Genomic DNA, 26,261 nt, shown 5'->3' on the forward strand with positions numbered 1-26,261 from the left:
CTCAGGCACCTGTCTGGTTGATTTTTTTACGATTGATTCGGGCGCGCAATGTAAGGGCCGCCAGGGTCCCGAGCACGCCGACAAAAGCGATGTAGCCGAAATACAGGTTGTAGCCGACCTGACCTGGGTACTTGTCCGTGAGGTAACCGTTGATCAGCGGGATAAACGTATCCGGCAGGTAACCCACCACTGAGACGATGCCGATAGCCAGGCCGGTGATGCGCAGTGGGATGTTGCAGCTGTCAAGGATCGCCCAGTACAGGCCGCGAATGGCGTAAGTCATCAGGCCGATAAAGATCACCGTACCGATCAACAGACCCAGGCTGCCTGCGGCCGGGAACACAATCAGACCCGCCATCGCCAGGGTCACCAGAATCAGCGCGACGATCAGTACCGAGATATTGGAAAACTTGTCCCCCAGCCATCCGCCGCCAATCCCACCGATGGGACGCATCCACAGCTTGATGGTGGTGATGGTGCCGGCCATCACGGCGGTCATGCCGCTGCCTTGCAGGTAATCGGAGAAGCTGTAGGTGGCCCAGAACATGTGATAACCGCAGAACACGATGGCGGTCACCAGCCACAGCTCGGGGATTTTTACCAGGGTGGCCAGGTCAGTCAGCAGGTTGAACTTGCCCTTCTCCACCGCTGCGGTTTGCGCCATGGACTTGGGGTCCTTGAGCAGCACCAGCACACAACCGATGGCGATACAGACGAACGAGTACAGGTACACCACGTGCTTGAAGCCTTCAGCTGCCGTCTGGCTACGCGTCTCGGTGGCGTAAGCGAACAACCCCAGCGCGACGGTTGCCAGCAAGGCTTCCACCAAGCCACGACCGCCGTCGAGGATGCCGAAAAAGCGCCCTTGCTCACTATGGTGGGCAATCATTTTCACCCGCTTGAGCACCGAGGCCCAGAAGGTCAGGCCGGTGGTCAGGCCCCAACATCCGAAGATAATCATCAGGCCGGTCATCGACGGAACGGTGGAATACCACAGGCCCAACGCGCCGGTAGCCACCAGGGAGAAAAAGATCAGGAAACGGGGTGGCAGCCGGTCCGCCAGCCAGCCGCTGGGCAGGTAACTCAACAGAAAGATCGTGCCCAGCATCGAGTACAGGTAACCCAATTCACTGTGGTTGATCTGGAACACGTCGAGCATGGTGGTCTGGTAGACCTGGCGCAGGTAGAGGATCGGGTAGATCGCCCCGGCGGCCAGCACCAGCAACATCAACTGAAAGTAGCGACTGGCTTTGTCGCTGTTGGCCGCAGGCGCGGCGTCGAAACCCTGAACAGCAGGCGCAGGCTTGGACATAGTGTTGACCTCGGGCAGCCCGCTGAACGGGTGCCCTGATAATTGTTTTTATGGGGTGCAGCGTGAGGCTTTTTTCAGGCGGTGGATCAGTACTTCATGACCACCAGTCGGGTCTGGGTGAACTCGAGCATGCCGTGCTTGCCGTCGTCGCCGCCCAGGCCCGAACGCTTCCAGCCGGCGTGATAACCCTGGTACGGGTCCGCCGGGGTGCGGTTGACGTACAACTCGCCGGCCTCAATGGCATTGGCGACTTTCATCGCCGTGCGGTAGTTCTCGGTGTAGAGCACCGACGACAGGCCGAACTGGTGGTCGTTGGCCAGGGCCAGGGCTTCGTCGATGTCGCGGTACTTGAGCACCGGCAGCACCGGGCCGAAGATTTCTTCCTGGATGATTTCCATGTCCTGGCGGCAACCGCTGAGCAGGGTTGGCGGATAGAAATGGCCTTTGCCCTCGGGCAGTACGCCGCCGGTTTCCAATACAGCACCGTCAGCGATGGCGCGCTGGACCATGGCATGGATGTTCTGTCGGGAGCTGGCGTTGACCAGTGGTCCCATCAGACCTGCGTCTATCGCGCGGTCACCGATGCTCACGGCGCTGATCTTGGCCTTGAGCAGGGCCAGGAACCGGTCATGCACGCTTTCCTGCACATACACCCGCTCAACGGATGTGCACACCTGACCACAGTGGGTCGTCTTAGAGGCGATGATATCGCTGGCGGCCTTTTCCAGGTCGGCGTCGGCTTCGATGATCGCCGGGGTCTTGCCGCCTAACTCCAGGGATGGTTTGGCGATATTGACCTTGCAATAATCAAGCACGATCCGCCCAGCATTGACGCTGCCGGTCAGGGTGATCAGGCCCACTGCCTTGTGGGTGCAGACGCTGGCGGCGGTGTCGTGGTCCATGGTCAGGATATTGATCACCCCGGCCGGGATCCCGGCTTTCACCACTGCCCGGGCGATGGCAAAGGCCGACAGCGGCGTGTTGTTGCTGGGACGCACCACCACCGTGTTGCCGGCAATCAGTGCCGGGGCGATCTTGCGCAGCAGGGTGTAGACCGGGTAGTTGAACGGGATCAGGCAGGCCACCACACCAATCGGTTCGCGCTGCAGGAACAGGTTCTCGTCCGGGGTATCGCTGGGGATGATTTCGCCTTCGATGCGCCGCGCCCATTCGGCGTGATAGCGGGTGATCTGCGCCGCATAACGGGCTTCGTTGCTGGCCTCATCAAGGCTTTTGCCAGATTCGCTGGCCAGGGCCGCGCCGATGGTTTCGGCGTCGGTTTCAAGGGCTACGGCCAAGGCTCGCAGGTGCTCGGCACGCTGGATGCTGGTGAGTTTGCCCCAGGTTTTCTGAGCGACGGCGGCAGCGTCAACGGCGGCGGTTGCCTCGTGCGCAGTGGCGGCCGAAACCTGGCCGATCAGCGCTTCAGTGGCCGGGTTGTAGACCGCGATCAACGCGCTGCTGGCAGGTTCGACAAAGTGACCGTTGAAAAAATTGCGCTCGATTTGCATGTGTTTCGCCCATCGTTGTTTTTATCCGAGTGGCCAGCAGTCTTGTCATCGGGCCACGGTTGAACAAACGATTTATTGAGCGGGCAAACATTCGAAAAACGCAGGTTAGTCCTTCAAGCGGCGGTAGACGGCTCCAACTGCCGCTGCGCCAACCAGATTTCTTCTTGCAACCACTGGCTGAACACCTGCAACTGCGGCATCTCGGTGTGTTCCGGGCGCGTCACCAGCCAGTAGGACTGGTGTCCTTCCACATGCACATTGAGCACCTGGGTCAATTGCCCGCTGGCCAGTTCCGAGGCGACCATGTGCCAGTCGGCAATGGTGATGCCCAACCCGTCGATGGCCGCCCGGATGGCCAGGTCCAGCAGGTCGAACTCATAACCGCCCTGGGTATCGACGCCAGTAATACGGGCGGCATCCAGCCAATGTTTCCAGGTCAAATAGCGCTGGTCTTCCTTGGCCAATACATGCAGCAGGGTCATGCGATTCAGATCAATGCCCTGCTCGTCGCCCCACTCCCGGGCATACAGGGTGGGCGCACACACGGCGATATGGCGCTCCTGGGTCAGTAGCGAGCTGTCCAGTCCATCCCATTCGCCATCGCCAAAACGAATCGCGCAATCGAGGGTACTGGTCTGCGCCAGGCTGTCTTGCAAGCGTGTAGTGATGCTCAGCTCCAACTCCGGGTGCTGCTCGCGCAAACGCCCCAGGCGCGGCATCAGCCAACGGCTGGTGAAGGTTGGCGGCGCGTTGATGTGCAGGCGGTTGGAATGGGTTTTCTGCTGGATGCTGCGCACCGTCAATTCGATCTTGTCGAACGACTGATGTAACGCCCGCAACAGCACACGGCCAGCGCTGGTCAGCTCAAGGTGATGATGACGCCGCTCCAACAGGTGCTCGCCCAGTTGCTCTTCCAACTGACGAACCTGGCGGCTGACCGCACTCTGCGTCACGTTCAGCAACTCAGCAGCACGGGTGAAGCTACCGGTACTGCCCGCCACTTCGAAAGCTTTGAGGGCGTTGAGACCGGGCATTTTGCGTTTCATGAAAAACACTCGAAAGCGGCTGACAAGGTATCAAGCATCCCATGAACGCCTGGGATTGTCCTACAAGCATTGTGCAGTAACATGCATTTGATGAAGGTTCAGGCGCAGTTTTTATCGTTTGTCGATCCTGCGCCAGATGACAAGACTGCCGGCATCTCTAATAAAAATAAACGAGAGTTGCCCCATGCCCTTCCCTGCTTCCCTGCGCCTGAAAACTTCCTGCGCCGCTCTGCTGTGCACCTTGGCGGCACCGGCCATGGCCATCCAGGTGACCGACAACCTCGATCTGGGCGGTGCCATTCGTGCCCGTTGGGACGTTGACCCGGACCGCGATATTCAGAAGTTCGGCCTCGACACCGTATTCCTCAACGCCAAGTACACCTCCGACACCTGGATCGGCGCCGCCCAGTACCGCTTCTATGGGCGCTCCTATCCCTATCAGTACACCAAGAACTACGGTGATATCCGCTTCGCCCAGCAAGCGTGGGTCGGCTACAAGTTCAACCCAAACCAGCAAGTCCAGATGGGCCTGAACCAGGTACCGTTCGGTTTGCAACCGCTCTTCGGCAGTACCTTCTACGAAACCCTGGGCAACGTCATTGGCCTGGAAGACGTGCAACAAATCGGCGCCAAGTACATCCAGCAAATCGGTGATTGGAATATCCAGGGCGGCTATTACCTGCGCCCGGCGTGGCAAGGCCAAGGCACCAGCCATGGCGTGACCTATTCCAGCGTGGTGTCCGAGGCCGACAGCTCGGTGGTCGACGGTAGCCATAACCAGGAGCGCAACACCGTGGTGCTGCGGGTGGCCAAGGCCTTGGAGCTGGGGACGTGGAAGTCCGAAGTGGGCATTTCGGGCCTGACGTCTACCCTGGAGAACAAGGACACCGACGAAAATGGCCGCCGTAACGCAATCGCCGTGCACTACGCCGGCAAGAACGGCCCGTGGGGTGTGCAATTGCAGGCGGCACGCCAGCAGATGTCACCGCGTAACCCTGGCACCTCGCAAGTGGTGACACTGGGCGGCTATGACGGCACCTACAACGTGGCCAGTCGCGGCAATCTGTACGTGGCGGACTTGAGCTACGACGTCGCTGGCAAGTACCTGTTCGATCAGATCAGTGGCGTGAAGCTGTACACCAACTACAGCGCCTTCGACAAATCTGCCGATGACTTCAAGACATCGCAGCGGCTGATCCTCGGGACATCGTTTTCCTTCAGCAAACTGTGGATTGCCACGGAATGGCTGATTGGCAAGAACGATCCATATATTGGTGGCAGCAGTTACGCCCAGAGCTTGGGGGCTGGGGGGAGTGATCAGTGGGAGAATCAGTTGTATATGAACGTTGGGTATTACTTCTAAACGTCGTATTTTTCAACTGACCCCATTGCAACTTCGAAAACCTGGCGTTCTGTAGCCGCTGTCGAGGCACGAGGCTGCGATGGGTGGCGCAGCCGCCCCTGGGGCGATCCTGCGGACCGCATCGCAGCCTCGTGCCTCGACAGCGGCTACATGGAGACGGGCCAGACACTACAAAAATAACAAGTATGGAGCCCCCCTTTCATGCGCCAACTGCCCTCCCTCAACATGCTCCGCGTCTTCGAAGAAGTCGCCCACCACCGCAGTTTCAGCCAAGCCGCCTTCGGCCTGAACGTCACCCAAGGTGCCGTCAGCCGCCAGATCAAACAACTGGAAGACTACCTCGGAGTCGCCCTGTTCATACGCACTTCCAGGGGCCTGGAACTGACCGAATCCGGCGCCGCTCTGTCGCCCCACCTGGGGCAAGCCTTTGACCATATCGAGCGCGCCTTGCAATCGGTTCGCGTGCCTAACCTGCGCCAACGCCTGCGCATCCTCGCGCCGCCGACCTGGGCCACACGCTGGCTGTCGGCGCACTTGCGTGAGTTCTGCCTGCGCTACCCGGACATCCGCCTCAGCGTGACTCAACAAAACAGCCACGACAGCCTGGCGGAGATCGACTGCCAGATTCGATTCGGCCTGACCGCCGCCAGTCACTGCGCGAGCCAACTGCTGGTGATGGAGCGGCACATCGCCGTGGCCAGCCCGGAGTTGTTCAGCGGTGATCAACCGCCCAACCTGCGGCAGTTTCCCTTGCTGCATATCCTGCACGATGGCAAGCGTTTGAAGGTCTGGGAGAACTGGCTGGCCGCTACCGGCCGCGAGGATATCGATGCGGACCAGGGCCTGGAATTCAGCACCCTGGATCAGGTGATCCACACCGCGTTGGCCGGCGGTGGCCTGGCGGTGATCGACCGGCAGATGATCGAGCGCGAACTGGCCAATGGCAGCCTGTTGCCGATCACCCCGGTGGAGGTGATCGGCCCTTACGGCTACTGGCTGGATGTCGCAGGTGACAAGCAGGGGTTATCCAAGGTGCGGTTGTTTACGCAATGGTTGAATCGGGTGAGCAATCCCTGAGGCAGTAGCATTAGCCTTGCACGCCTGGCTCAACGTCAGTGCCTTGGTCTCCGGCGCCCAGGCCCAGGAAATGATCGCCCCCAACACCAGGATCGCCGCCAGAATGCCCATGGTCGGGCTCAAGCCAATCCCGGCCACACTCACCGGCAACAGAAAGGTGCTGACCGCCGAACCCAGCCGGCTGACCGCCGTCGCCAGGCCGATACCACTGGCCCGTACTTCGGTAGGGAAGCTCTCCGCCGGGAACACCCCCACCAGGTTGCTGACCGCTGACAACACCAGGGTGAACACCCCGAACACCAACACCATCAGCCACGCCATGCTGCCCGGCAAAACTGCCAGCAGAAACAGCGCCGCCGCGAGGACGATGAACGAGTTGATCAGGAACCCGCGCCGCGAGAACTTCACGGTGCACCAGATGCCGATCAATGCGCCGACGATCAGCAGCAGGTTAAGCATCAGCTCGGTGCCAAAGCCTTCCGCCAGGCCCATCTTCTGCAGAATCGAGGGCAAGAAGGTGTAGATAGCGAAGTACGGCATGACGATGCACACAAAGAACAGGCAGTTGAACGCCGTGCGCTTGCGGTATTCACGGCTGAACAACACGCCATAGCCTGAACGGGTTTGCGCCGACGGTTCTTCGTCGAGCACTACGTTTTCCCCCAGGTGCTTTTTGACGATGGCCCGTGCCTCGGCGATGCGCCCACGATTGACCAGCCAGCGTGGCGATTCTGGAGTACCGATGCGCGCAATCAAGATCAGGCCTGCGGGAATCGCCGACGACGCCAGCATCCAGCGCCAGGCGTCATCACCCAGGTGGAGCATGGCGGTGCCGACAAAGGTGGCGGCGACATAACCGAAGGTCCAGATCACGCTGAATGAGCCGAGCAACACACCGCGATGCTTCTTCGGCGAAAACTCGGCGAGCATCGCGTGGCCGACACTGAAGTCGCCTCCCAGGCCAATGCCGATCAGTACACGACAAAGGAACAGCCCCATGGCCGTTTCCGCATAAAACTGCATCACCGACGCTGCTGTGATCAGCACAAAGCTGACCAGGAAAATTTTCTGCCGACCGAGGATGTCGGAGATCCAGCCAAAAAACAGGCTGCCCAAAAACAGTCCGATCAGCGCTGAAGCACCGATCAGGCCTTGCCAGAACGCGTCCAGTTGCATCTGCGGGCTGAGCAAGGTGAAGGCAATCCCGATCAACCCCAGGATATAGCCGTCAGTGAAGTGCGCGCCGAAGGTCAAGCCGGCGATTTTCAGGTGGAAGCGACCGATCGGCAGGTCGTCGATTTTGATCGTTTGAGCGGTCATGGTGTTCTCCATATTGTTGTTCTTGACGGAGTAACAGCGGGCGCGCTACCCCTGTGGGAGCGGCGGTGCGACGATTCGACTTGCCCGCGATAGCGGTGTGTCAGTCGCCGAATGTGCCAACTGGCACGCCCTCATCGCAGGCAAGCCAGCTCCCACATTGGATATGCTGCGTTTGGAAGACCGTATTTACAGGCCGCCCATCAGCAGGTATTTGATCTCCAGATAATCGTCCAGGCCGTACCTGGAACCTTCACGGCCCAACCCCGACTCCTTGATCCCGCCAAACGGTGCGACTTCGGTGGAGATGATCCCTTCGTTGATCCCCACCATTCCCGCTTCCAGGCCTTCGGCCATGCGCCAGACGCGGCCGATGTCGCGGCTGTAGAAGTAGGCCGACAAACCGAATGGCGTGTCATTGGCCCGCTGCAGCACTTCGGCTTCATCACTGAAGCGGAAACAGGCGGCTACCGGGCCGAAAGTTTCTTCCTGGGCGATCAGCATCTCGCCGCTGGCTTCAGTCAGGATGGTCGGTTCAAAGAAGGTCCCGCCCAAGGCATGGCGACGACCACCGCACAACAGTTTGGCGCCCTTCTCCAAGGCATCGCCGACATGGGCTTCGACCTTGGCCAGGGCTGCGGCGTTGATCAGCGGGCCTTGTTCGGTTTCGCCTTCCAGGGCTCTGCCGACGCGCATGGCTGCCACCGCTGCCGCGAGCTTTTCGGTAAAGGCGTCATACACGCTGTCCTGGATAAAGAAGCGGTTGACGCACACGCAGGTCTGCCCGGTGTTGCGAAACTTCGACGCCATGGCGCCTTTGACGGCTGCGTCCAGGTCGGCGTCGTCGAACACAATGAACGGTGCGTTGCCGCCCAGCTCCAGGGAGACTTTTTTCAGCGTGTCGGCGGCCTGACGCATCAGCAGTTTCCCAGTGCGAGTCGAGCCGGTGAAAGACAGCTTGCGCACCACGCTGGAGGCCTGCAATGCACCGCCGATGGCCACGGCGTCACCCGAGACGATGTTGAAGACACCAGCGGGAATCCCCGCCTGCTCGGCCAGCACCGCCAGGGCGAACGCCGACAACGGTGTCTCTTCCGAAGGTTTGAGAATCATCGTGCAACCCGCCGCCAGCGCCGGGCCGACCTTGCGGGTGACCATGGCCAGCGGGAAGTTCCACGGCGTGATGGCGGCGACCACGCCGATGGCTTCCTTGGTGACGATAATGCGTGCATCCGCTTTGTGGCTGGGAATCACATCACCGTAGGCACGCTTGGCTTCCTCGCCGAACCATTCCAGGAAGCTGGCGGCATACACCACCTCACCCATGGCTTCGGCCAACGGCTTGCCCTGTTCCAGGCTGAGCAGGTTGGCCAGCTCTTTCTGGTTGCTCAGCATCAACTCGCTCCAGCGTTTCAGACGCTGGCTGCGCTCCTTGGCCGTGAGTTTGCGCCAGGCCGGCAAGGCACGGTTGGCGGCCTCGATGGCCAGGTTGGTTTCTTCGGCACCGGCACGCTGCACCTCGGCAATCAGCTCAGCGTTGGCAGGATTGAGTACCGGGTACGTCGGGCCACCGGACGACCATTGACCATCGATAAAGTTGCCCTTGCGGATCAGCGGGTTCATGCCACGGCCTCAATCAGGTTAAAGCGGTCCAGGCCCGGACGGGCGCTGCGCAAAATGCGCTTGCCGGCGGTGTAATCGTTGATCACATCGCATGGCGTGTAATTGCGTTCCAGCTCATGCAGCTCTTCGCTATCCAGCCGGGTGTCGAGGGCCGCGAGAGCGCTGTCGAATTGCTCGGTGGTGTCGGCACCCACCAACATGCAATCGACACCGGCGTGATTGGCCACCCAGGCCTGGGCGACCTGCGCGTTGGACACGCCACGGGCACGGGCAACACGCTGCACCGAATGGGCGATATCGAACGACGCCTGGTCGCTGTACATCTGCTGGGTGAAGAAGTCGGTCTGGTTGCGGTTCGACTGCACATCACCGGTGAGCAAGCCTCGGGCCAGCGGGCTGAACACCGAGACGCCCAGGCCTTGGTCGCGGCAGAACGGGATCATCTCGCGCTCTTCTTCGCGGTAGGCGCAGTTCAGTTGCAGCTGCATGTTGATCGGCTTGACCCAGCCATTGCGCTCGCAAACCATGAGGACCTTCGCCAGTTGCCCGGCGAGCATGGTCGACACGCCGATATAGCGGGCCTTGCCGCAACGCACGATGTCGTTGAGGGCGCCCATGGTTTCTTCCACCGGGGTGTTCACGTCGAAGTAATGCAGCATGAACACATCGACGTAATCCATGCCCAGTCGTGACAACGAGGCGTCGATACTGTCCATGATGTGCTTGCGCGAATGACCGCTGGCGTTGATGCCGCTGCGGGTGCCGTAGCCGACCTTGGTGGTGACCACGATGTCTTCGCGGCGGGCCAGCCGCTTGAGAATACGCCCCACCACTTCCTCGCCGACGCCAGCAGAGTAGAAGTCCGCCAGGTCGATGAAGTTGACGCCATTGTCCAAAGCGTGGGCCACGATCGGCTCACTTTGCTTCTCATCGAAGATCCACGGTTTCCAGTCCGGGGTACCCATGTTCATGGTGCCCAGGCACAGGCGCGAGACTTGCAGGCCGGAGTTGCCCAAACGAATGTATTGCATGGGGTCATCCTCAGGCTTTTGGCGTGTAGAAAGGGTTGCTGATGTGCGCGACTGCATCGGCCAATTGGGCGGTGGCAGGCAGGCCGGTCAGAGCCGCGCGGATGGCCGTGCGGCAGGCGTTGTAGTTGTTGTGGTAGACCGCATCCAGGTCATCGCAGGCCGGGTTGACCCAGTTGGCCGTCACGATCGCCCATTCGTCTTCAGCCTCGGGCGGCAAAGTGCCGTCGAGTAAGGCTTCCAGCACCGCCTTGGCGATTCCGGCCTGGGACGCGCCCCAGGTGGCATTGCCATGCAGGTCACTGCCGATGGCGGCCTTGTTGACATACAGGGTCATGGGCTTGACCGGGATATTCGGCTGGGCGATCACCATAAAGGGGCAATGGCCCTGGCTTGGCGACGCCAGGCTGTTGGCAAACGCCTGGCCCGCCGGGCCGTTGCGCGGGCCGATCAGGATGTTGATGTGGGCAGCATTGACGCCGGGGCCTTCGAAGCCTTCGCCGATGTACAGGTCGAGTTCTTTCATATCGCAAACGCTCTTTTGTTATGAGGGAGCTGGTTGGCGATTTTTTAGCACTGGCCCAGGCCACGGCCGTAACCATTAAAAGTCATAGGGCTGTGAGTTTTCCTCATGGCCCTGCGACCATCGGTCCGGTCTTGTGCGTTGACCATCGTTGTTACACACCATATAGTGTGCCAACAAACACAAACCACCACTACATAGTGTGCAAGATCGCTAAAAATCGACCACACTATGCGCAGTATTTCAATGCCTTGAAGCCTGCAAACCGCACATTTTTGAGTGCGCGCGGAGAGTAAAACCGCCGCCGTCAGAACGAACCAGGAAGGAGTATTTCAATGCTGAGTTGGGATGAAGTCGACAAAGAAGACACCGGTGCAGCGGTGATCAAAGGCGCCAACGCCGGCCACGCCAGCGAAGCCAACATGGATCGCCTCGACGGTGCCGGTGCTGCCGCTGCCATCGAAGCGCGTAACGTGACCGCCAACGACTCGGCCGCGATCATTCGCGCCAAGGCCGCCCTGGACAAACTCGACGTCGCCGAAGGCCTCGCCGAGCTGGAAGGCTCCGCCGCCCGCGTCGCTGTCGACGAAAAGCGCATGATCAACTGCCGCGCCGACCTCAACCAACTCGTGCCATTCAAGTACGACTGGGCCTGGCAGAAATACCTCGACGGCTGCGCCAACCACTGGATGCCGCAAGAGGTCAACATGACCGCCGACATCGCCCTGTGGAAAAACCCAGAAGGCCTGACCGACGACGAACGTCGCATCGTCATGCGCAACCTCGGCTTCTTCTCCACCGCCGACTCGTTGGTCGCCAACAACCTGGTGCTGGCCGTTTACCGCCTGATCACCAACCCGGAGTGCCGCCAGTACATCCTGCGCCAGGCCTTCGAAGAAGCGATCCACACCCACGCCTACCAGTACTGCATCGAATCGCTGGCCATGGATGAAGGCGAGATCTTCAACATGTACCACGAGATCCCATCGGTCGCCAAAAAGGCAGCCTGGGGTCTGAAATACACCCGTTCGATCTCCGATCCGAAGTTCGAAACCGGCACTGTTGAGACCGATAAAGAGCTGCTGCGCAACCTGGTCGCTTACTACTGCGTCCTGGAAGGCATCTTCTTCTACTGCGGCTTCACCCAGATCCTCTCCATGGGCCGCCGCAACAAAATGACCGGTGTGGCCGAGCAGTTCCAATACATCCTGCGGGATGAGTCGATGCACCTGAACTTCGGTATCGACGTGATCAACCAGATCAAAATCGAAAACCCGCATTTGTGGGATGCCGAGATGAAGGAAGAAGCGACCCAGATGATCCTGCAAGGGACTCAGCTGGAGATTGAATATGCTCGCGATACCATGCCGCGTGGGGTGTTGGGGATGAATGCGGCAATGATGGAGGATTACCTCAAGTTCATCGCTAACCGTCGTCTGTCGCAGATTGGGTTGAAGGAAGAGTATCCAGGGACGACGAATCCGTTCCCTTGGATGAGCGAGATCATGGACTTGAAGAAAGAGAAGAACTTCTTTGAGACTCGGGTTATTGAGTATCAAACCGGCGGTGCGCTTAGCTGGGATTGATCTCATACGGCCCCATCAGGGGCCGTTTTGTTTTATGTACTGATGCTTTTCTATGCCAAATCAAACCATCAAGACGCCTTGCGTCGGCCTGTGCTCCACCGTTTACGGGGATCTGGTCTGCCGTGGGTGCAAGCGCTATCACCATGAAGTGATCCAGTGGAATGGCTACAGCGGTGAAGAGAAACACGCCGTGTGGCTGCGCCTCGAGCAATTGCTGGTACAGGTGATGACCAGCAAGCTGGAAGTGCTGGATCCCCAACGCCTGCGCCAGCAACTGGAAGATCGCAAGATTCGCTTTATGCCTCACCAGTCGCCGTACTGCTGGGCATATCAGCTGATCGCCCGGGGCGCGCGGGTGATGTCCAGGTTGGATGCTTATGGTTTGGCCTTGCTGCCGGAGTTTCGTGAACGGGAATTGACGGATCTGCGGCACGCGATTGACCGGGAGTTTTTCCTGCTGTCGGAGGCGCATTACGAGCGCTATATCGCGCCGGGGTTTCTCAGGGAGAATTTTGGCGCGCCTTTAATAGCCACGCTTTAAAGAGCGCCATAAACCAAATGTGGGAGCGGCGGTGCGACGATTCGACTTGCTCGCGAATGCGGCTGTAGCCGCTGTCGAGGCACGAGGCTGCGATGCGTGTCCGCAGGACCGCCCTTAGGGCCGCTTCGCAGCCCATCGCAGCCTCATTCTTCGGCAGCGGCTACAACTGCCTTCGCGGGCTTGCTCGCTCCCACATTTGGATCTTCGCCAGTCAGCAGCTCCAGGCTGCTCCCCGCTCTGTGTCCAACCCATACCGCTCAATCGCTTGCTGGCAAATCTGCCGATCCAGAACCCCCTGCTCCACCAACGCCGTCAGCGCCGCCAGCACAATGTGATAACGATCCACCTCAAAAAAGTCCCGCAACGCCGCCCGGGTATCGCTACGACCAAACCCATCGGTACCCAGTACCGTGTAGCTTGAATCCAGGTACGACCCAATCATCTGTGGCACCGCCCGCACGTAATCGGACACCGCAATTACCGGCGTGCCCATGGGCAAACACTCAGCCAGATGACTCTGGCGCTTCGGCTGTTGCGGATGCAGGCGGTTCCAACGCTCCACTTCCCGTGCCTCCCGGGCCAGCTCACTGAAACTGGTGACGCTGAACACTTCGCTCATCACCTGCCAATCGTCGGCCAACAACCGCGCAGCAGCCTGGGCTTCGCGTACCAAGGTGCCGGAACCGAGCAAACGCACCGTGGCCTTGTCCTGCCCGCTGAGGCGGTACATGCCCTTGATGATCGCCGCCTCGACACCTTCCGGCAGGCTCGGCTGCGGGTAGTTTTCGTTCATTAATGTCACGTAGTAGAACTCGTCGACGTCGTGCTCCAGCATCTGGCGCATGCCGTGGTCGAGGATCACCGCGAATTCACCCGCAAACGCCGGATCATAGGCGCGACAGTTGGGCACGGTGGCGGCGGTCAGATGACTGCTGCCATCCTGGTGCTGCAAACCTTCACCGCCCAAGGTGGTACGCCCGGCCGTAGCCCCCAGCAGGAAGCCCCGGGCGCGCTGGTCGGCGGCGGCCCAGATCAGGTCGCCCACCCGCTGGAAACCGAACATCGAGTAGTAGATATAGAACGGCAACATGCGCAGGCCATGCACCGAATAGCTGGTGGCCGCCGCAACCCAGGAGCTGATGGCGCTGGCTTCGCTGATGCCTTCTTCGAGGATTTGCCCGTCGGTGGCCTCGCGGTAACTGAGGATCGAGCCGATGTCTTCCGGCTCGTAGCGCTGGCCGACACTGGAATAGATACCAATCTGCTTGAACAGGTTGGCCATGCCGAAAGTGCGTGCCTCGTCAGCAACGATGGGCACGATGCGGGGCCCAAGGTCCTTGTCCTTGAGCAGGTTGCTGAGCATGCGCACAAAGGCCATGGTGGTGGACATTTCCTTGCCATCCGCCTGAGTGGCAAAGCCGCCGTACCCCGACACCGGCGGCACGCTCACCGGCATCGCCTGTTGGCCGCGACTCGGCACATAACCGCCCAGGTCCGCGCGGCGCTGATGCAGGTACCGCATCTCCAGGCTGTCTTCAGCCGGTTTGTAGAAGCTCAGGGATTCGGTCTGCTCATCCGACAGCGGCAACTGGAAGCGATTGCGGAAGGCGAGCAGTGAGTCACGGTCGAGCTTCTTCTGCTGGTGGGTGGTCATCTTGCCCTGCCCCGCTTCGCCCATGCCGAAGCCTTTCTTGGTCTGGGCCAGAATCACCGTCGGCTTGCCCTTGACCTGGCGGGCGGCGTGATAAGCGGCATGGATTTTCAGCATGTCATGGCCGCCGCGCTTGAGGCGGTCGATCTGCTCGTCACTCATGCCCTCGACCAGTTTGGCCAGGGCTTCACTTTGGCCAAAGAAGTGTTCGCGGTTGTAGGCACCGTCCTTGGCGGCGAAGGTCTGGAATTGGCCGTCTACCGTCTGGGACAGGGTGCGCACCAGGCTGCCTTCCGTGTCCTTGGCCAGCAAGGCGTCCCAGTCCGACCCCCAGACCACTTTGATCACGTTCCAGCCGGCGCCGGCAAACAAGGCTTCCAGTTCGTCGATGATCCGACCGTTGCCGCGCACCGGGCCGTCGAGCCGCTGCAGGTTGCAGTTGACCACCCAGGTCAGGTTATCCAGGCCTTCGCGGGCAGCCAGGGTCAGCGCCGACATGCTTTCCGGTTCATCCATCTCGCCGTCGCCGAACACGCCCCATACGTGACGGTCGGTGGTGTCCTGCAAGCCACGGTGCTGCAGGTAGCGCATAAAGCGCGCCTGGAAAATCGAGCTGATGGGGCCAATGCCCATGGAGCCGGTGGGAAACTGCCAGAAGTCGGGCATCAACCACGGATGCGGATAGCTGGACAACCCGCGCGCGCCCGCCTTGAGAGCGCCGAGCTCCTGGCGATAGTGGGCCAGGTCGGTTTCGCTCAAGCGCCCTTCAAGAAAAGCCCGGGCGTAGATGCCTGGCGCGGAATGCGGTTGGTAGAACACCAGATCGCCGCCGAAACGGTCATTGCGGGCGCGGAAGAAGTGATTGAAGCCCACCTCGAACAAGTCGGCGGCGCTGGCGTAGCTGGCGATATGGCCGCCCAGTTCGCCATAGGCCTGGTTGGCCCGCACTACCATGGCCAGGGCATTCCAGCGTACGACGGAGGCCAGACGCTCTTCGGTGGCCAAGTCGCCGGGGAAACGCGGTTGCTGGTCTGGGGCAATGCTATTGATATAAGGCGTGCCGTGACGTGGCTTCCAACCGATCGCGGGCGCACCGCCAGCGGCAGCCAGCATGTCGAGGATTTCCCTGGCGCGTTCGACGCCGGCATGGGACACCAGCGATTCCAGGGCGTCGCGCCATTCGGCCAGTTCTTCCTGATCCATCGCTGTCTGACTCACTGCACTCGCGAAACCGTTCATGGGCACCTCCGGGCTTTTTTCCAGTTTATGCCGGCACAGAAGGTTTTTTTGACTGTTGTAGCCCGAGCCAAGATCCTTTTTGAGCATAAATCACTGTCAATCCTGAAATTCAAAGCACGTTGTGCTTCGACACCCTGAAACCCGGCAATTGTGTTTAAAATGCCGCCCGCTCAACGACCGACGCTGCCCGATGAACCCAGACGCACTCGCCACCCTTAACGCCCATTTGCTCATCGCCCTGCACACTGCCCCTGCAGAAACCCGGCGCCTGTTCCACGGCCGTGGCCGCTGCTGGCCGGGCCTGGAACAACTGACGGTGGACTGGCTGCAAGGGGTGGTGTTGGTCTCACTGTTCAAAGAGCCCCAAGCGGCCGAACTCGAGGCCTTGAAACAGCAACTGATGCAGATAACCGCCGCGTCAGAATGGCAGCAGTCGGGCGCCCATACCCTGGCGCTGCAACATCGCTACCTGCCACAGAGCACCACCGAATGGTTGCTGGGGGAGCCGGTCGACGAGTTGACCATCACCGAAGGCGGCCTGCGTTACCTGATCGACTTGGGCAAAAAGCAGAACAGCGGGCTGTTTCTTGACATGCGCTATGGCCGCAACTGGGTCCGTGAGCAAGCTCAGGGCCTGCGGGTGCTGAACTTGTTCGCCTACACCTGCGGGTTTTCCGTGGCGGCTATCGAAGGCGGCGCCGACCACGTGGTCAACCTGGACATGGCCCGTGGCGCCCTCAGCCGGGGCCGTGACAATCATCGGCTCAATGGTCATGACTTGAGCAGGGTGACGTTTCTGGGCCACGACCTGTTCAAGTCCTGGGCCAAGGTCACCCATAGCGGCCCTTACGATCTGGTGATCATCGACCCGCCCTCCTTTCAGAAAGGCAGTTTCCTGCTGACCAAGGACTATCAGCGGGTGTTGCGCCGCCTGCCAGACCTGTTGAGCCCACAGGGCACCGTGCTGGCGTGCATGAACGATCCGGCCTTTGGTGAAGACTTCCTCATCGACGGTGTGACCCGCGAAGCCCCCGGCCTGCGCTTTGAGCAGCGCCTGGAAAACCCGCCGGAATTCCCCGACGTAGACCCTCAAAGTGGTTTAAAAGCGCTGGTGTTCCGCCAAGGCTGATGCCGAATCGCCGAACGCTTGCTACGCTAACCATTACGCCGGGAAGGTGAACCTTATCCCCCGTCACCCGGTCGATACATGCACCCTTTGGTCAGATTCGACGACGCATCATCCAACCGTCGGCTGTCCCGCTTCACCTTCTGGAGAACGCCTTAGTGATATCGACTCTACATGTAGCCAGACTCAAAGCATGGGGCGCCCATGGTTTTACCGCCACGGGTGTGGTCCTGGCGTTCCTGGCAACCCTGGCGTTGCTCGAGAACCAGCCCAAGGCTTGCCTGCTGTGGCTTGGCCTGGCACTGGTGGTGGACGGCGTCGACGGCTCGCTGGCGCGAAGGGTCAATGTGCAGACCGTACTGCCGAGCTTTGACGGTTCGGTGCTGGATCTGGTGATCGACTACCTGACCTATGTGTTTATTCCGGCGTTGTTTATCTATCGCTATGTCGGCTTGCCGGACTTCACCCACCTGTTCACCGTGTCGGTGATCCTGGTGTCGTCGCTGTTCTGTTTCTGCAACGTCAACATGAAGAGCAAGGACAACTACTTCCAGGGCTTCCCCGCCGCCTGGAACGTCGTAGCGCTGTGCGTCTACATCATCGCCCCGGCGCCGTGGGTCACGCTGCTGACGGTGATCGGTCTGGCGTTGTTGACCGTGACGCCGATGAAGTTCCTGCACCCATTCCGGGTCAAGCGCTTCATGCCGATCAACATCGCGGTGACCACGGTGTGGCTGCTGTGCAGCTTGTTGCTGGTGATGGACTACCCCTACACCAACCACCTGACCATGGGGCTGTGGTTGTTGATGTCGGCGTATTTTCTGGGGATTTGTATCTGGCGTACGGCGGTGGAGTGGCTGGATAAATCTCGCCATTGATCACCGCAAACGTGTAGTGACGAGCGTCTGTGGCGAGGGGGCTTGCCCCCGTTGGGCTGCGTAGCAGCCCTAAAAACAGACACTGAGTTTTATCTGAAAAAATGTAGTGGCCTTATTGGGGCTGCTTCGCAGCCCAACGGGGGCAAGCCCCCTCGCCACAATCAGATCTTAGAACGCCAACTTGTACCCGATCATCGCCAGCATCACCGCCAGGCACGGGCGCAGGATCCCGTCCGGCACTCGTCCGGTCATATGGCTGCCCACGTAGATCCCCGGCAGCGAGCCCATCAGCAAAAAGCCCAGCAAGTGCCAGTCCATATTGCCCATGCTCGCGTGCCCAAGGCCCGCCACCAAGGTCAGCGGTACGGCGTGGGCGATTTCTGTGCCCACCAGGCGTCGGGTGGCCAGGAATGGATACAAAATGAACAGCGCCACGGTGCCCAGGGCACCTGCACCGATGGAGGTCAGGGCCACCATCGTGCCGAGGATCGCGCCGGTGACCACCGTCAGGCCATTCAGGTTGCGCGGGTTCATATGGTAGTCATCGCCCGCATGGCGCTGGGCGAAGGCCAACAACTTTTTCTTGAACAGAATCGCCAGGGCCGTCAGCAGCAACACCACGCCCAACGCCTGCTTGATCACCGCGTTCATGGCGCTGGGGTCGGTATGCAGGTTCTTGAGAAACCACAGGGTCAGCAACACAGCCGGGACACTGCCCAGGGTCAGCCAGCCGGTGATTTTCCAGTCGATGTTCTTGTTCTTGCCATGCACCAGCACGCCACCGGACTTGGTGATGGCCGCATACAGCAGGTCGGTGCCCACGGCCGTCGCCGGGTTGATGCCGAACCACAGCAGGATCGGGGTCATCAAGGAGCCCCCGCCCACACCGGTCATGCCGACGATAAAACCCACAACCAGGCCAGCCACCACGAAACCAAAATTACCCACATCCATTACAACTACCTGCGGCCTTATAAATTTCTGGCCGCAGCATAGCGATTTTTCTTATAACTACTTATATCAATACGATCTGACTTTATTCCTTTTATACCAGTCGTTGACACCGATAGGCCTGGGTCTGATAGGGAAAGGCCACGGTGTCGCGTCCCTGCAATGCCGGGTGAGTGTGGATCAGGGTTTGCAGTTGTTCGGTCACCCGCGCCTGCTCGGCCGCAGGCAGGGCCGCGATGAAGCTGACGGACAGGAAACGATCCATGATCACTTCTTGAGGGCTGCCGACGTGGCTATACGGAAAGCAGGTCATTTCAAGGGCGGAAAAATATTGGCCGGTGAATGCCTTGCGCCACTCGCCGGTGTGAAAGCGCGGGGTATCGCCTTCGTAAGGGGTAATGATTTCGGTGATGGCAGCGACCCAGTCCACCGACTCATCCCGCACATTCCAGATCAGCCCCAGACGACCTTCGGGCTTCAGCACGCGGTGGATTTCCCGCAAGGCCGTCTCCGTGGCAAACCAGTGGAACGCCTGGGCACAGACCAACGCGTCGGCAGTTGCGGACTCAAGTGGGATGGCTTCGGCAGTACCAGACAGCAGGCGTACGTCCGGCAGCAGCTTGTGCAACTGTGCCCCCATGGCGTCCACGGGTTCGATCGCAATCAAGGTAGGCGCGACGGTGTTGAGCAAACGGGTGAACTTGCCAGTCCCGGCCCCCAGATCGATAACGGTCGACTGGGCATTGATCGCCAGCGCCTGCGTCAACCAGCCCGTCAGTTGCCGCGGATAATCCGGGCGGCCCTGGGCGTAGGTGGTGGCCTGGGTAGAGAAACCCTGTTGAGCAGACTTGTGAACACCGGACATCGTCAATCTCTCCTCTTGGTTGGCAGCAGGCACAGTGTAAGGTAATGAAATGTTACGGGCGGACCTTTTGCAGAGGCCCCATACAAACGGGGTCTGCATCTATGGGCACCCGCTATAGAATCGGCTGACCCCTTTACAGGCTGCAATCATGTCTGCTCGCCACACCGCTAAAAGCTTGTTGATCCTCGCCCTCGTGGTGGTCCTGACCGGCATCGGCGCCGGTCTGGGTGGCATGTTCCTGGCCTTGCTGCTCCACGGCATTCAGCACCTGGCCTACGGCTACAGCCTCGACAGCCTGATCAGCCACGAAACCTTTCTGCTCGGCGTTACCGCTGCATCGCCAGAACGTCGGGTGCTGGTATTGATGAGCTGCGGCCTGGTAGCGGGCGTGGGCTGGTGGCTGATTTATCGTTATGGCCGGCCACTGGTGAGCATCAAACAGGCCGTGTCGGCCCAGGCGCCGATCATGCCGCCCAAGACCACCCTCGCCCACGCGCTCTTGCAGATCATCACCGTAGCCCTGGGCTCGCCGCTGGGCCGTGAAGTGGCACCCCGGGAAGTCGGTGCCCTGGCCGCCAGTTGGTTGTCGCAACGGGCGCAACTGACACCCGACATGCATCGCTTGATCGTCGCCGGTGGCGCGGGCGCCGGGCTGGCAGCGGTGTACAACGTACCATTGGGTGGGGCGGTGTTCGTGCTGGAAGTGCTGGTGGGGGCCTTCAGTTGGCCGGCGGCGGTAATTGCCCTGACAACGTCGGCGATTGGCGCGGCAGTGGCCGGGATCGGCCTGGGCACCGAGTCGCAGTATGTCGTGCCGCATTTCACCCTCGACCCCGGCCTGATCACCTGGGCCATCGTCAGCGGCCCGGTGTTTGGCCTGGCCGCCTACGGTTTCACACGCCTGACCGGCGCGGCGCGGGCCAACGCCGCCCGAGGCTGGCGCCTGCCGGTGTTGTCGTTGATCAACTTCACGATTATCGGTGGCCTGGCGATTTTCCTGCCGCAGATCCTCGGCAATGGCAAAGGCCCGGCGCAATTGGGTTTCGACAGCGAACTGACCATCGGCCTGGCCGCTGTGCTCCTGCTGGTCAAGGTGTTGATCACTGCCAGCAGCCTGCGGGCCGGGGCCGAAGGTGGCTTGCTGACCCCCGCGCTGGCCAACGGCGCCTTGCTGGCGATTATCCTCGGCGGAGCATGGAGCCTGCTGTGGCCTGGTATACCGCTGGGCGCGTTCGCGATCATTGGCGCGGCGGCGTTCCTGGGCGCCAGCATGAGCATGCCGCTGACGGCGATTGTGCTGGTGGCGGAATTCACCCGCATCGAGCATGAGTTTCTGGTGCCGATCATCCTTGCGGTGGTGGGCTCTGTGTGTGTGAGCAAGCTGTGCCAACGGTGGGAAAAAAGCCGAAAAGAGGCTGGATTAAAACCGTTACAAGCGCCATCCTCCGCGCTTTAGGCCGCCCTGATCAGCGGCGCACGACGAACAAAGGACTATCCCATGCTCAACCAACCTCTCGCCCCCGCCGATTTCGAGTTCATCGAAGAAACCCTGTTGAAGTACGGCGTCGACCATTCGGTGCTGAACCTGGCTGAACTGGACGGCTACTTCACCGCCCTGGTTTCCAGCCCGGCACAGGTGGACGTCGCCGACTGGTTCCCGGCCATCTGGGGTGGGCAGAACCCAACCTGGGAAAGCCCTGAGGAGGCCAAGCGCTTCCTCGACCTGAGCGTGCGTCACATGAACGCCATCGCCACCCAACTGGCGACCAACGCCCAAAGCTTCAAGGCCCATTTTGAAGAAACCGAGCATCAGGACCAGCCGCTGACCCTGGCGGAAGAATGGTGCTTTGGTTATATCCGTGGGGTTGCCGTAGGCAACTGGCCTGAATTGCCGGCCGAACAAGCCGGGCAACTGGAAAAGATTTCCTGGTGTGCCGAGCAGGATAATTTCGAACTGCCGGCGGACCTGGATGTAGCACTGCATCAACAGCGTGTTGCCGCCATCGAACCGGCAGCACGGACGTTGCATGATTATTGGTTGGCCAAGCGTTAAGCAAAAAAATGTGGGAGCGTCCTCCCACATTTCTCATGGTTGGTAACCCTTACTCAGCGGTTACTTGAAGTCCACATCAAACGCCTGATAGAACGCGTTACCGGTATTGGCCACGATCCACATCAACACCAGCACATGACGGCCCTTCTTGCCCTTGGGCAGGGTCACCTGGTGTTCAACCTTGGCCTTCAGTTCCGCTGCATGTTGGTAGTACGGCACCTGAGTGTAAAAGTCCTCGAAGAACGGTTTGGCTTCCAGCTGCGCGCGGCTGATGCGTTGCTTGGGGTCCCAGCCGTCCTTGGTGATCAACCAACGATAACCACGGGTTGTATGCGCTGCGGTGTACGCCCACTGCACCTTGAACACCTGGCCGGCATCGACATTCAACAGCGGCCAGCTAAACGGAATGTTGAGCTTCTTGCTCATTTCCTCGTCGGTAAAGTTGATGCAGTCACGGGCATCGGTCTTGCCACCGCTGAGGATATGGCCGTCGGCTGGCGGTGTGACACTTTGATCGTCGGTGTCATAAGGCGCAGGAAACGGCCCGGCGGTGAGGGACGGAAAGTTCTTGCCACCTTCCATCTCGTTGACTTGCCAGTTTTCCAACAGGCCGCGTTCGACAGCCACCGAACCACGGCTGGCTGGGGTTACGACACGACCGTGTCGGAGTTCAGTTTGAGGTTTGTTCATTGCATTCACTCCTTGAGATTTGAGAACTCCCCGTCTTGGGAAGTGGCTCGAACTTACCCTACAAAATACTGGACATCCAACCAGTATTTTTTACTTCAACGATTCATTTCCCCCGACTTTGCTGGCTACCGGCTATTTTCCTACAGCACTCCAGCCGTTCGTCCTACCAGCCCATGTGCTATAGGGCTACGAGTACCGAAGACAACCGCGTATCTACCAGCGCCTTCAGCTCTCAAGGATCATCTCGAAGCCGCCATAAATCATGCGCTGCCCATCAAACGGCATCGGGTTGACCTCGGGTTTCATCCGCGGGTCCTCCATCACCTTGCGCATTCCGGCGTCACGCACCTGCCGGGACGGCCACAGAATCCAGGAAAACACCACGGTTTCATCGTCCTTGAGCTTGACCGCCATGGGCAGCGAAGTGACCTGGCCCTGGGGCACATCATCCCCCCAGCACTCGACAATCTTCAGGGCGCCGTGCTCCTTGAACACCACGGCGGCGGCCTTGGCGTGCTGGATAAACTGTTCGCGCTTGGCGGTGGGTACTGCGATAACACAACCGTCGACGTAAGACATGGTCACTCTCCTGATGGGAAGGAATGAACAGCCAAGGGTGAAACAGGCCGTTCTATGTGTAGTCGTTTCATGGGACACCAAATCGACAACCGTCCGGAAAACACCGACCAGTGGTGATCCCCGCTCGACAAGCACATCGTCTTTGGCCGATTATTCGTGTCCGCCAGCCGGCCACTCCCCGCCACCACGCCTTGAATCAGGAGCCTTGTACCTTGAGTTCGCAGAAAACCGTGACCGTTACACCGCCCAACTTCCCATTGAACGGCAAGGTAGCGCCCCCCGGCTCCAAATCCATTACCAACCGCGCCCTGCTGCTGGCCGCCCTGGCCAAGGGCACCAGCCGCCTGAGCGGCGCGCTGAAAAGCGATGACACCCGGCACATGTCGGTGGCCTTGCGGCAGATGGGTGTAATCATCGATGAGCCGGACGATGTGACCTTCGTTGTTACGGGCCAGGGCAAATTGCAGTTGCCGCCGCAGCCACTGTTCCTCGGTAATGCCGGGACGGCGATGCGTTTCCTGACCGCTGCAGTGGCCACGGTACAAGGCACGGTGATCCTCGATGGCGACGACTACATGCAAAAGCGCCCCATCGGCCCGCTGCTCGCGACCTTGAATCAGAACGGCATCCGGGTCGAAAGCCCGACCGGCTGCCCACCCGTGACCGTGCAGGGCACTGGCCACGTCCAGGCCAAGCGCTTCGAAATTGACGGTGGCCTGTCGAGCCAGTACGTTTCGGCACTGTTGATGCTGGCAGCCTGTGGTGAGGCGCCCATCGAAGTGGCGCTGACCGGCAAGGACATTGGCGCCCGCGGTTATGTAGACCTGACCCTGGACTGCATGCGTGCCTTCGGGGCGCAAATCGAAGTGGTCGACGACAGCACCTGGCGCGTGGCTCCGACCGGCTATACCGCCAATGACTACCTGATCGAACCGGATGCTTCCGCCGCCACTTACCTGTGGGCTGCCGAAGTGCTGACCGGCGGCAACATCGATCTGGGCATCGCCCCGCAGGACTTCACCCAGCCTGATGCCAAGGCCCAGGCCGTGATCGCCGAGTTCCCACACATGCCGGCCACGGTGATCGGTTCGCAGATGCAGGACGCCATCCCTACCCTCGCCGTGCTCGCGGCCTTCAACAACACGCCAGTGCGCTTCACGGAGCTGGCCAACCTGCGGGTCAAGGAGTGCGATCGGGTGCAGGCGCTGCATGACGGCCTGAACGAAATCCGTCCGGGCCTGGCGACTATTGAAGGTGATGACCTGCTGGTGGCCAGCGATCCAGCCCTGGCAGGCACATCGTGCAACGCACTGATCGACACCCACGCCGACCACCGCATCGCCATGTGCTTTGCGCTGGCAGGGTTGAAAGTGTCGGGAATCAAGATTCAGGATCCGGACTGCGTCGGCAAGACCTATCCTGAGTACTGGAAGATGCTCGGTAGCCTGGGCGTCAAGCTGAGCTACTGAGCCATCAACGCCGGTATGGGGAGGGAGTGCTCATGACAATTCGCCAACCCTGCCCACCCGGTGCCTGCGTGTGCGAGCGCGAACAACTGCTGGAAGCCCCCGGCGCAGACTTGCGCATCCTGCACCTGACCCGCCTGGAAGAAAAACGCCTGCTGGATCGCCTGGAAGATCTGAAAAGCCTGCCGGACCTGGAGCATATGCAGCAGTTGATGTACCAGCAATTGGGCCTGCGCGTGCACATCGCCCCCGGTCATACCGAAGTCAAAAGCATGCGCGGCCTCCAGATTGTCATCGACGAACTGCCGGGGCTGTGTCGCAAGACCCGACAGGCGATTCCGACGGCAATTCGCCGGGGGCTGGAGAAGCGGCCGGAAATTGCCTATCGGTTGCTGGATGCCCATGACTTGTTTCGGGACGGTTGAGCCGCAACTAACTCGACAACGCAACCTGCTGGTTCTGCGCCGCAAACATCCCCTGCCCCGTACGCCACGCCGCCTCCAGATGCACCTTCGGCTCGCGAATTTCCGACTCCAGCAGCAACTGCGAACTCACCACCTTTGCCCCGCAGTAATCGAAGATCCCGTGGTCAATCTGTGTGTTCATAGCCTTGTCATAGCCATGGCGCTCGAAAGTGCCTTCATCCGTCCCGCCTACCCCCAACAGGTGCACCTGCAGGCCGCCGAGCTTTTTAACCAGCCTGGTGGTTTGTATGTCGTATTCGATTGCCCAGCCATTGCTGAATACCCGGTCGATCCAGCCCTTGAGCAGGCCCGGCATCGACCACCAGTAGACCGGATACACCACTACCAGCGCATCGGCGCGGTCGATGCGGGCCTGTTCGGCCTTCACGTCGGCAGGCGGCATCGCCTGGCCACGATACACAGCGTGGTCGGCGGCGGTGTAGCGGGGATCGAAGCCTTCGGCGGCCAGGTCGGCGATTTCAAAGGTATGGCCCTTGGTGGCCAGACCCGCTGCGACTTGCCCAGCCAGGCCGTGGGTCAAGGAACGAGGATCGTGGTGAGCAACAACGATAATTGCATGCATGGCAAATGCTCCGGTGCTAAGCTGACATTAAGTTACGATTAGTAAGTTACTTTTGGTATATAAGCATGTCAAGCACCGAAACATCTGCGCCCCGCCGTCGCCTGTCCCGAGAAGATCGCCTGCGCCAGTTGCTGGACGTGGCCTGGCAATTGGTTCGTGAAGAAGGCACTGAAGCGCTGACCCTGGGACGAGTAGCCGAAATGGCGGGTGTCACCAAACCCGTGGTGTACGACCACTTCATCACCCGCGCCGGCTTGCTGGCGGCGCTGTATAAGGATTTTGACGAACGCCAGAACGCGTTGATGGACGCCGCGCTGGAGGCCAGCGAGGCGAGCCTTGAAGGCCGGGCGTGGGTGATTGCCTCCGCCTATGTCGACTGCGTACTGCTTCAGGGGCGCGAGATACCGGGGGTCATCGCCGCCCTGACGGGCGCGCCGGAGCTGGAAACCCTCAAGCGCGAATACGAGATGATTTTCCTGGCCAAGTGCCGTGATGTGCTCGCGCCGTTTGCAGCCTCGGGCGACATCACGCTGGCCAGTCTGAGGGCCATGCTGGGCGCGGCCGAGGCGCTGTCCCATGCGGCGGCCAGCGGTGAGATCAGCCCTGGCGACGCCCAGGAAGAACTGCTCGAGACCATCAAGGCGATGGTCAACCGTAGGCGGTCAGGTGAAATAAAGATCAACCCGTAGAAGCTGTCGAGCTTTGGCGAGGCAGCGATGGGCATAGGTATCTACACATTTTTTGAATCCCCTGAAAACCCTGTAGCCGCTGCCGAGGCACGAGGCTGCG

Annotated in this window: 24 protein-coding genes; 11 read left to right on the plus strand and 13 right to left on the minus strand. The window is 60.3% G+C overall.

The window, feature by feature from the left end; translation table 11 throughout:
* Position 1: 1 nt before the first annotated feature.
* The 3 genes from HKK55_RS12235 to HKK55_RS12245 all read right to left on the minus strand — a co-directional run bounded on the left by HKK55_RS12235 (position 2) and on the right by HKK55_RS12245 (position 3,869).
* A complete protein-coding gene (locus HKK55_RS12235; RefSeq protein ID WP_169354917.1) occupies positions 2–1,312 on the minus strand; it encodes a nitrate/nitrite transporter in 1,311 nt (436 codons plus the stop codon).
* A gap of 86 nt (positions 1,313–1,398) precedes the next feature.
* Entirely contained in the window at positions 1,399–2,823 is a 1,425-nt protein-coding gene (aldA, locus tag HKK55_RS12240) for an aldehyde dehydrogenase (protein WP_169354918.1), read from the minus strand.
* A 113-nt stretch (positions 2,824–2,936) separates the two neighbouring features.
* Entirely contained in the window at positions 2,937–3,869 is a 933-nt protein-coding gene (locus HKK55_RS12245; protein WP_169354919.1) for a LysR substrate-binding domain-containing protein, read from the minus strand.
* A 184-nt stretch (positions 3,870–4,053) separates the two neighbouring features.
* Here HKK55_RS12245 and HKK55_RS12250 point away from each other — a divergent pair, with 184 nt between their 5' ends.
* Together HKK55_RS12250 and HKK55_RS12255 are read left to right on the plus strand one after the other, a co-directional pair.
* Entirely contained in the window at positions 4,054–5,232 is a 1,179-nt protein-coding gene (locus HKK55_RS12250) for a hypothetical protein (protein WP_169354920.1), read from the plus strand.
* A gap of 201 nt (positions 5,233–5,433) precedes the next feature.
* A complete protein-coding gene (locus HKK55_RS12255; protein ID WP_169354921.1) occupies positions 5,434–6,309 on the plus strand; it encodes a LysR substrate-binding domain-containing protein in 876 nt (291 codons plus the stop codon).
* Here the strand turns inward: HKK55_RS12255 and HKK55_RS12260 are convergent.
* From HKK55_RS12260 to fae, 4 genes are all read right to left on the minus strand, one after another.
* Complete coding sequence (locus HKK55_RS12260; RefSeq protein ID WP_169354922.1) at positions 6,256–7,629, minus strand: MFS transporter; 1,374 nt, start codon at positions 7,627–7,629, stop codon at positions 6,256–6,258. The genes HKK55_RS12255 and HKK55_RS12260 overlap by 54 nt on opposite strands.
* 186 nt (positions 7,630–7,815) lie before the next feature.
* A complete protein-coding gene (locus HKK55_RS12265) occupies positions 7,816–9,249 on the minus strand; it encodes an NAD-dependent succinate-semialdehyde dehydrogenase (protein ID WP_169354923.1) in 1,434 nt (477 codons plus the stop codon).
* Positions 9,246–10,280 carry an aldo/keto reductase gene (locus HKK55_RS12270; RefSeq protein WP_169354924.1) on the minus strand — a complete coding sequence of 345 codons (1,035 nt, stop codon included), beginning with the start codon at positions 10,278–10,280 and terminating at the stop codon, positions 9,246–9,248. Before HKK55_RS12270 ends, HKK55_RS12265 begins: the two co-directional genes overlap by 4 nt.
* A 10-nt stretch (positions 10,281–10,290) precedes the next feature.
* Positions 10,291–10,803, minus strand: a complete 513-nt coding sequence (gene fae / locus HKK55_RS12275) for a formaldehyde-activating enzyme (RefSeq protein ID WP_169354925.1) — start codon at positions 10,801–10,803, stop codon at positions 10,291–10,293.
* 332 nt (positions 10,804–11,135) lie between these two features.
* Between fae and HKK55_RS12280 the strand changes: the two genes are divergently transcribed.
* On the plus strand, positions 11,136–12,386 hold the full coding sequence (locus tag HKK55_RS12280) for a ribonucleotide-diphosphate reductase subunit beta (protein WP_169354926.1): 1,251 nt from the start codon (positions 11,136–11,138) through the stop codon (positions 12,384–12,386).
* A 52-nt stretch (positions 12,387–12,438) separates the two neighbouring features.
* Entirely contained in the window at positions 12,439–12,927 is a 489-nt protein-coding gene (locus HKK55_RS12285) for a DUF1289 domain-containing protein (protein WP_169354927.1), read from the plus strand.
* A 211-nt stretch (positions 12,928–13,138) separates the two neighbouring features.
* Here HKK55_RS12285 and mdeB read toward each other — a convergent pair whose 3' ends face one another.
* A complete protein-coding gene (gene mdeB, locus HKK55_RS12290; protein ID WP_169354928.1) occupies positions 13,139–15,817 on the minus strand; it encodes an alpha-ketoglutarate dehydrogenase in 2,679 nt (892 codons plus the stop codon).
* Between the two features lie 190 nt (positions 15,818–16,007).
* Between mdeB and HKK55_RS12295 the strand changes: the two genes are divergently transcribed.
* Both HKK55_RS12295 and pcsA read left to right on the plus strand, forming a co-directional pair.
* Entirely contained in the window at positions 16,008–16,946 is a 939-nt protein-coding gene (locus tag HKK55_RS12295; protein ID WP_169354929.1) for a class I SAM-dependent methyltransferase, read from the plus strand.
* A gap of 155 nt (positions 16,947–17,101) precedes the next feature.
* Positions 17,102–17,821: a phosphatidylcholine synthase gene (gene pcsA / locus HKK55_RS12300; RefSeq protein WP_169354930.1), complete on the plus strand. Its 720-nt coding sequence runs from the start codon at positions 17,102–17,104 to the stop codon at positions 17,819–17,821.
* Between the two features lie 168 nt (positions 17,822–17,989).
* Here the strand turns inward: pcsA and HKK55_RS12305 are convergent, their stop codons facing one another.
* Both HKK55_RS12305 and HKK55_RS12310 read right to left on the minus strand, forming a co-directional pair.
* Positions 17,990–18,775 carry a sulfite exporter TauE/SafE family protein gene (locus HKK55_RS12305; RefSeq protein WP_169354931.1) on the minus strand — a complete coding sequence of 262 codons (786 nt, stop codon included), beginning with the start codon at positions 18,773–18,775 and terminating at the stop codon, positions 17,990–17,992.
* A 91-nt stretch (positions 18,776–18,866) separates the two neighbouring features.
* A complete protein-coding gene (locus HKK55_RS12310; RefSeq protein WP_169354932.1) occupies positions 18,867–19,637 on the minus strand; it encodes a class I SAM-dependent methyltransferase in 771 nt (256 codons plus the stop codon).
* Positions 19,638–19,785: 148 nt separating this feature from the next.
* On the opposite strand from HKK55_RS12310, the gene HKK55_RS12315 reads away from it, so the two are divergent.
* Together HKK55_RS12315 and HKK55_RS12320 are read left to right on the plus strand one after the other, a co-directional pair.
* Positions 19,786–21,093: a chloride channel protein gene (locus HKK55_RS12315; RefSeq protein ID WP_169354933.1), complete on the plus strand. Its 1,308-nt coding sequence runs from the start codon at positions 19,786–19,788 to the stop codon at positions 21,091–21,093.
* A gap of 42 nt (positions 21,094–21,135) precedes the next feature.
* A complete protein-coding gene (locus tag HKK55_RS12320) occupies positions 21,136–21,690 on the plus strand; it encodes a UPF0149 family protein (protein WP_169354934.1) in 555 nt (184 codons plus the stop codon).
* Positions 21,691–21,750: 60 nt separating this feature from the next.
* Here HKK55_RS12320 and HKK55_RS12325 read toward each other — a convergent pair whose 3' ends face one another.
* Together HKK55_RS12325 and HKK55_RS12330 are read right to left on the minus strand one after the other, a co-directional pair.
* Positions 21,751–22,380 (minus strand): lytic polysaccharide monooxygenase auxiliary activity family 9 protein, encoded by a 630-nt coding sequence (locus tag HKK55_RS12325; RefSeq protein ID WP_169354935.1) that lies wholly within the window; start codon positions 22,378–22,380, stop codon positions 21,751–21,753.
* A gap of 225 nt (positions 22,381–22,605) precedes the next feature.
* Complete coding sequence (locus HKK55_RS12330; protein ID WP_155585171.1) at positions 22,606–22,959, minus strand: DUF1428 domain-containing protein; 354 nt, start codon at positions 22,957–22,959, stop codon at positions 22,606–22,608.
* Between the two features lie 212 nt (positions 22,960–23,171).
* Between HKK55_RS12330 and HKK55_RS12335 the strand changes: the two genes are divergently transcribed.
* Together HKK55_RS12335 and HKK55_RS12340 are read left to right on the plus strand one after the other, a co-directional pair.
* The gene (locus HKK55_RS12335) at positions 23,172–24,428 is read left to right on the plus strand and encodes a 3-phosphoshikimate 1-carboxyvinyltransferase (RefSeq protein ID WP_169354936.1); all 1,257 of its coding nucleotides are present in this window, start codon (positions 23,172–23,174) and stop codon (positions 24,426–24,428) included.
* A 32-nt stretch (positions 24,429–24,460) separates the two neighbouring features.
* Positions 24,461–24,850, plus strand: a complete 390-nt coding sequence (locus tag HKK55_RS12340) for a hypothetical protein (protein WP_169354937.1) — start codon at positions 24,461–24,463, stop codon at positions 24,848–24,850.
* 7 nt (positions 24,851–24,857) lie between these two features.
* Here the strand turns inward: HKK55_RS12340 and HKK55_RS12345 are convergent, their stop codons facing one another.
* A complete protein-coding gene (locus HKK55_RS12345) occupies positions 24,858–25,472 on the minus strand; it encodes an NAD(P)H-dependent oxidoreductase (RefSeq protein ID WP_169354938.1) in 615 nt (204 codons plus the stop codon).
* A 65-nt stretch (positions 25,473–25,537) separates the two neighbouring features.
* Between HKK55_RS12345 and HKK55_RS12350 the strand changes: the two genes are divergently transcribed.
* Entirely contained in the window at positions 25,538–26,161 is a 624-nt protein-coding gene (locus HKK55_RS12350) for a TetR/AcrR family transcriptional regulator (protein WP_169354939.1), read from the plus strand.
* Positions 26,162–26,261 lie beyond the last annotated feature (100 nt).

This window comes from Pseudomonas sp. ADAK18, from assembly GCF_012935695.1.
GTDB lineage: Bacteria > Pseudomonadota > Gammaproteobacteria > Pseudomonadales > Pseudomonadaceae > Aquipseudomonas.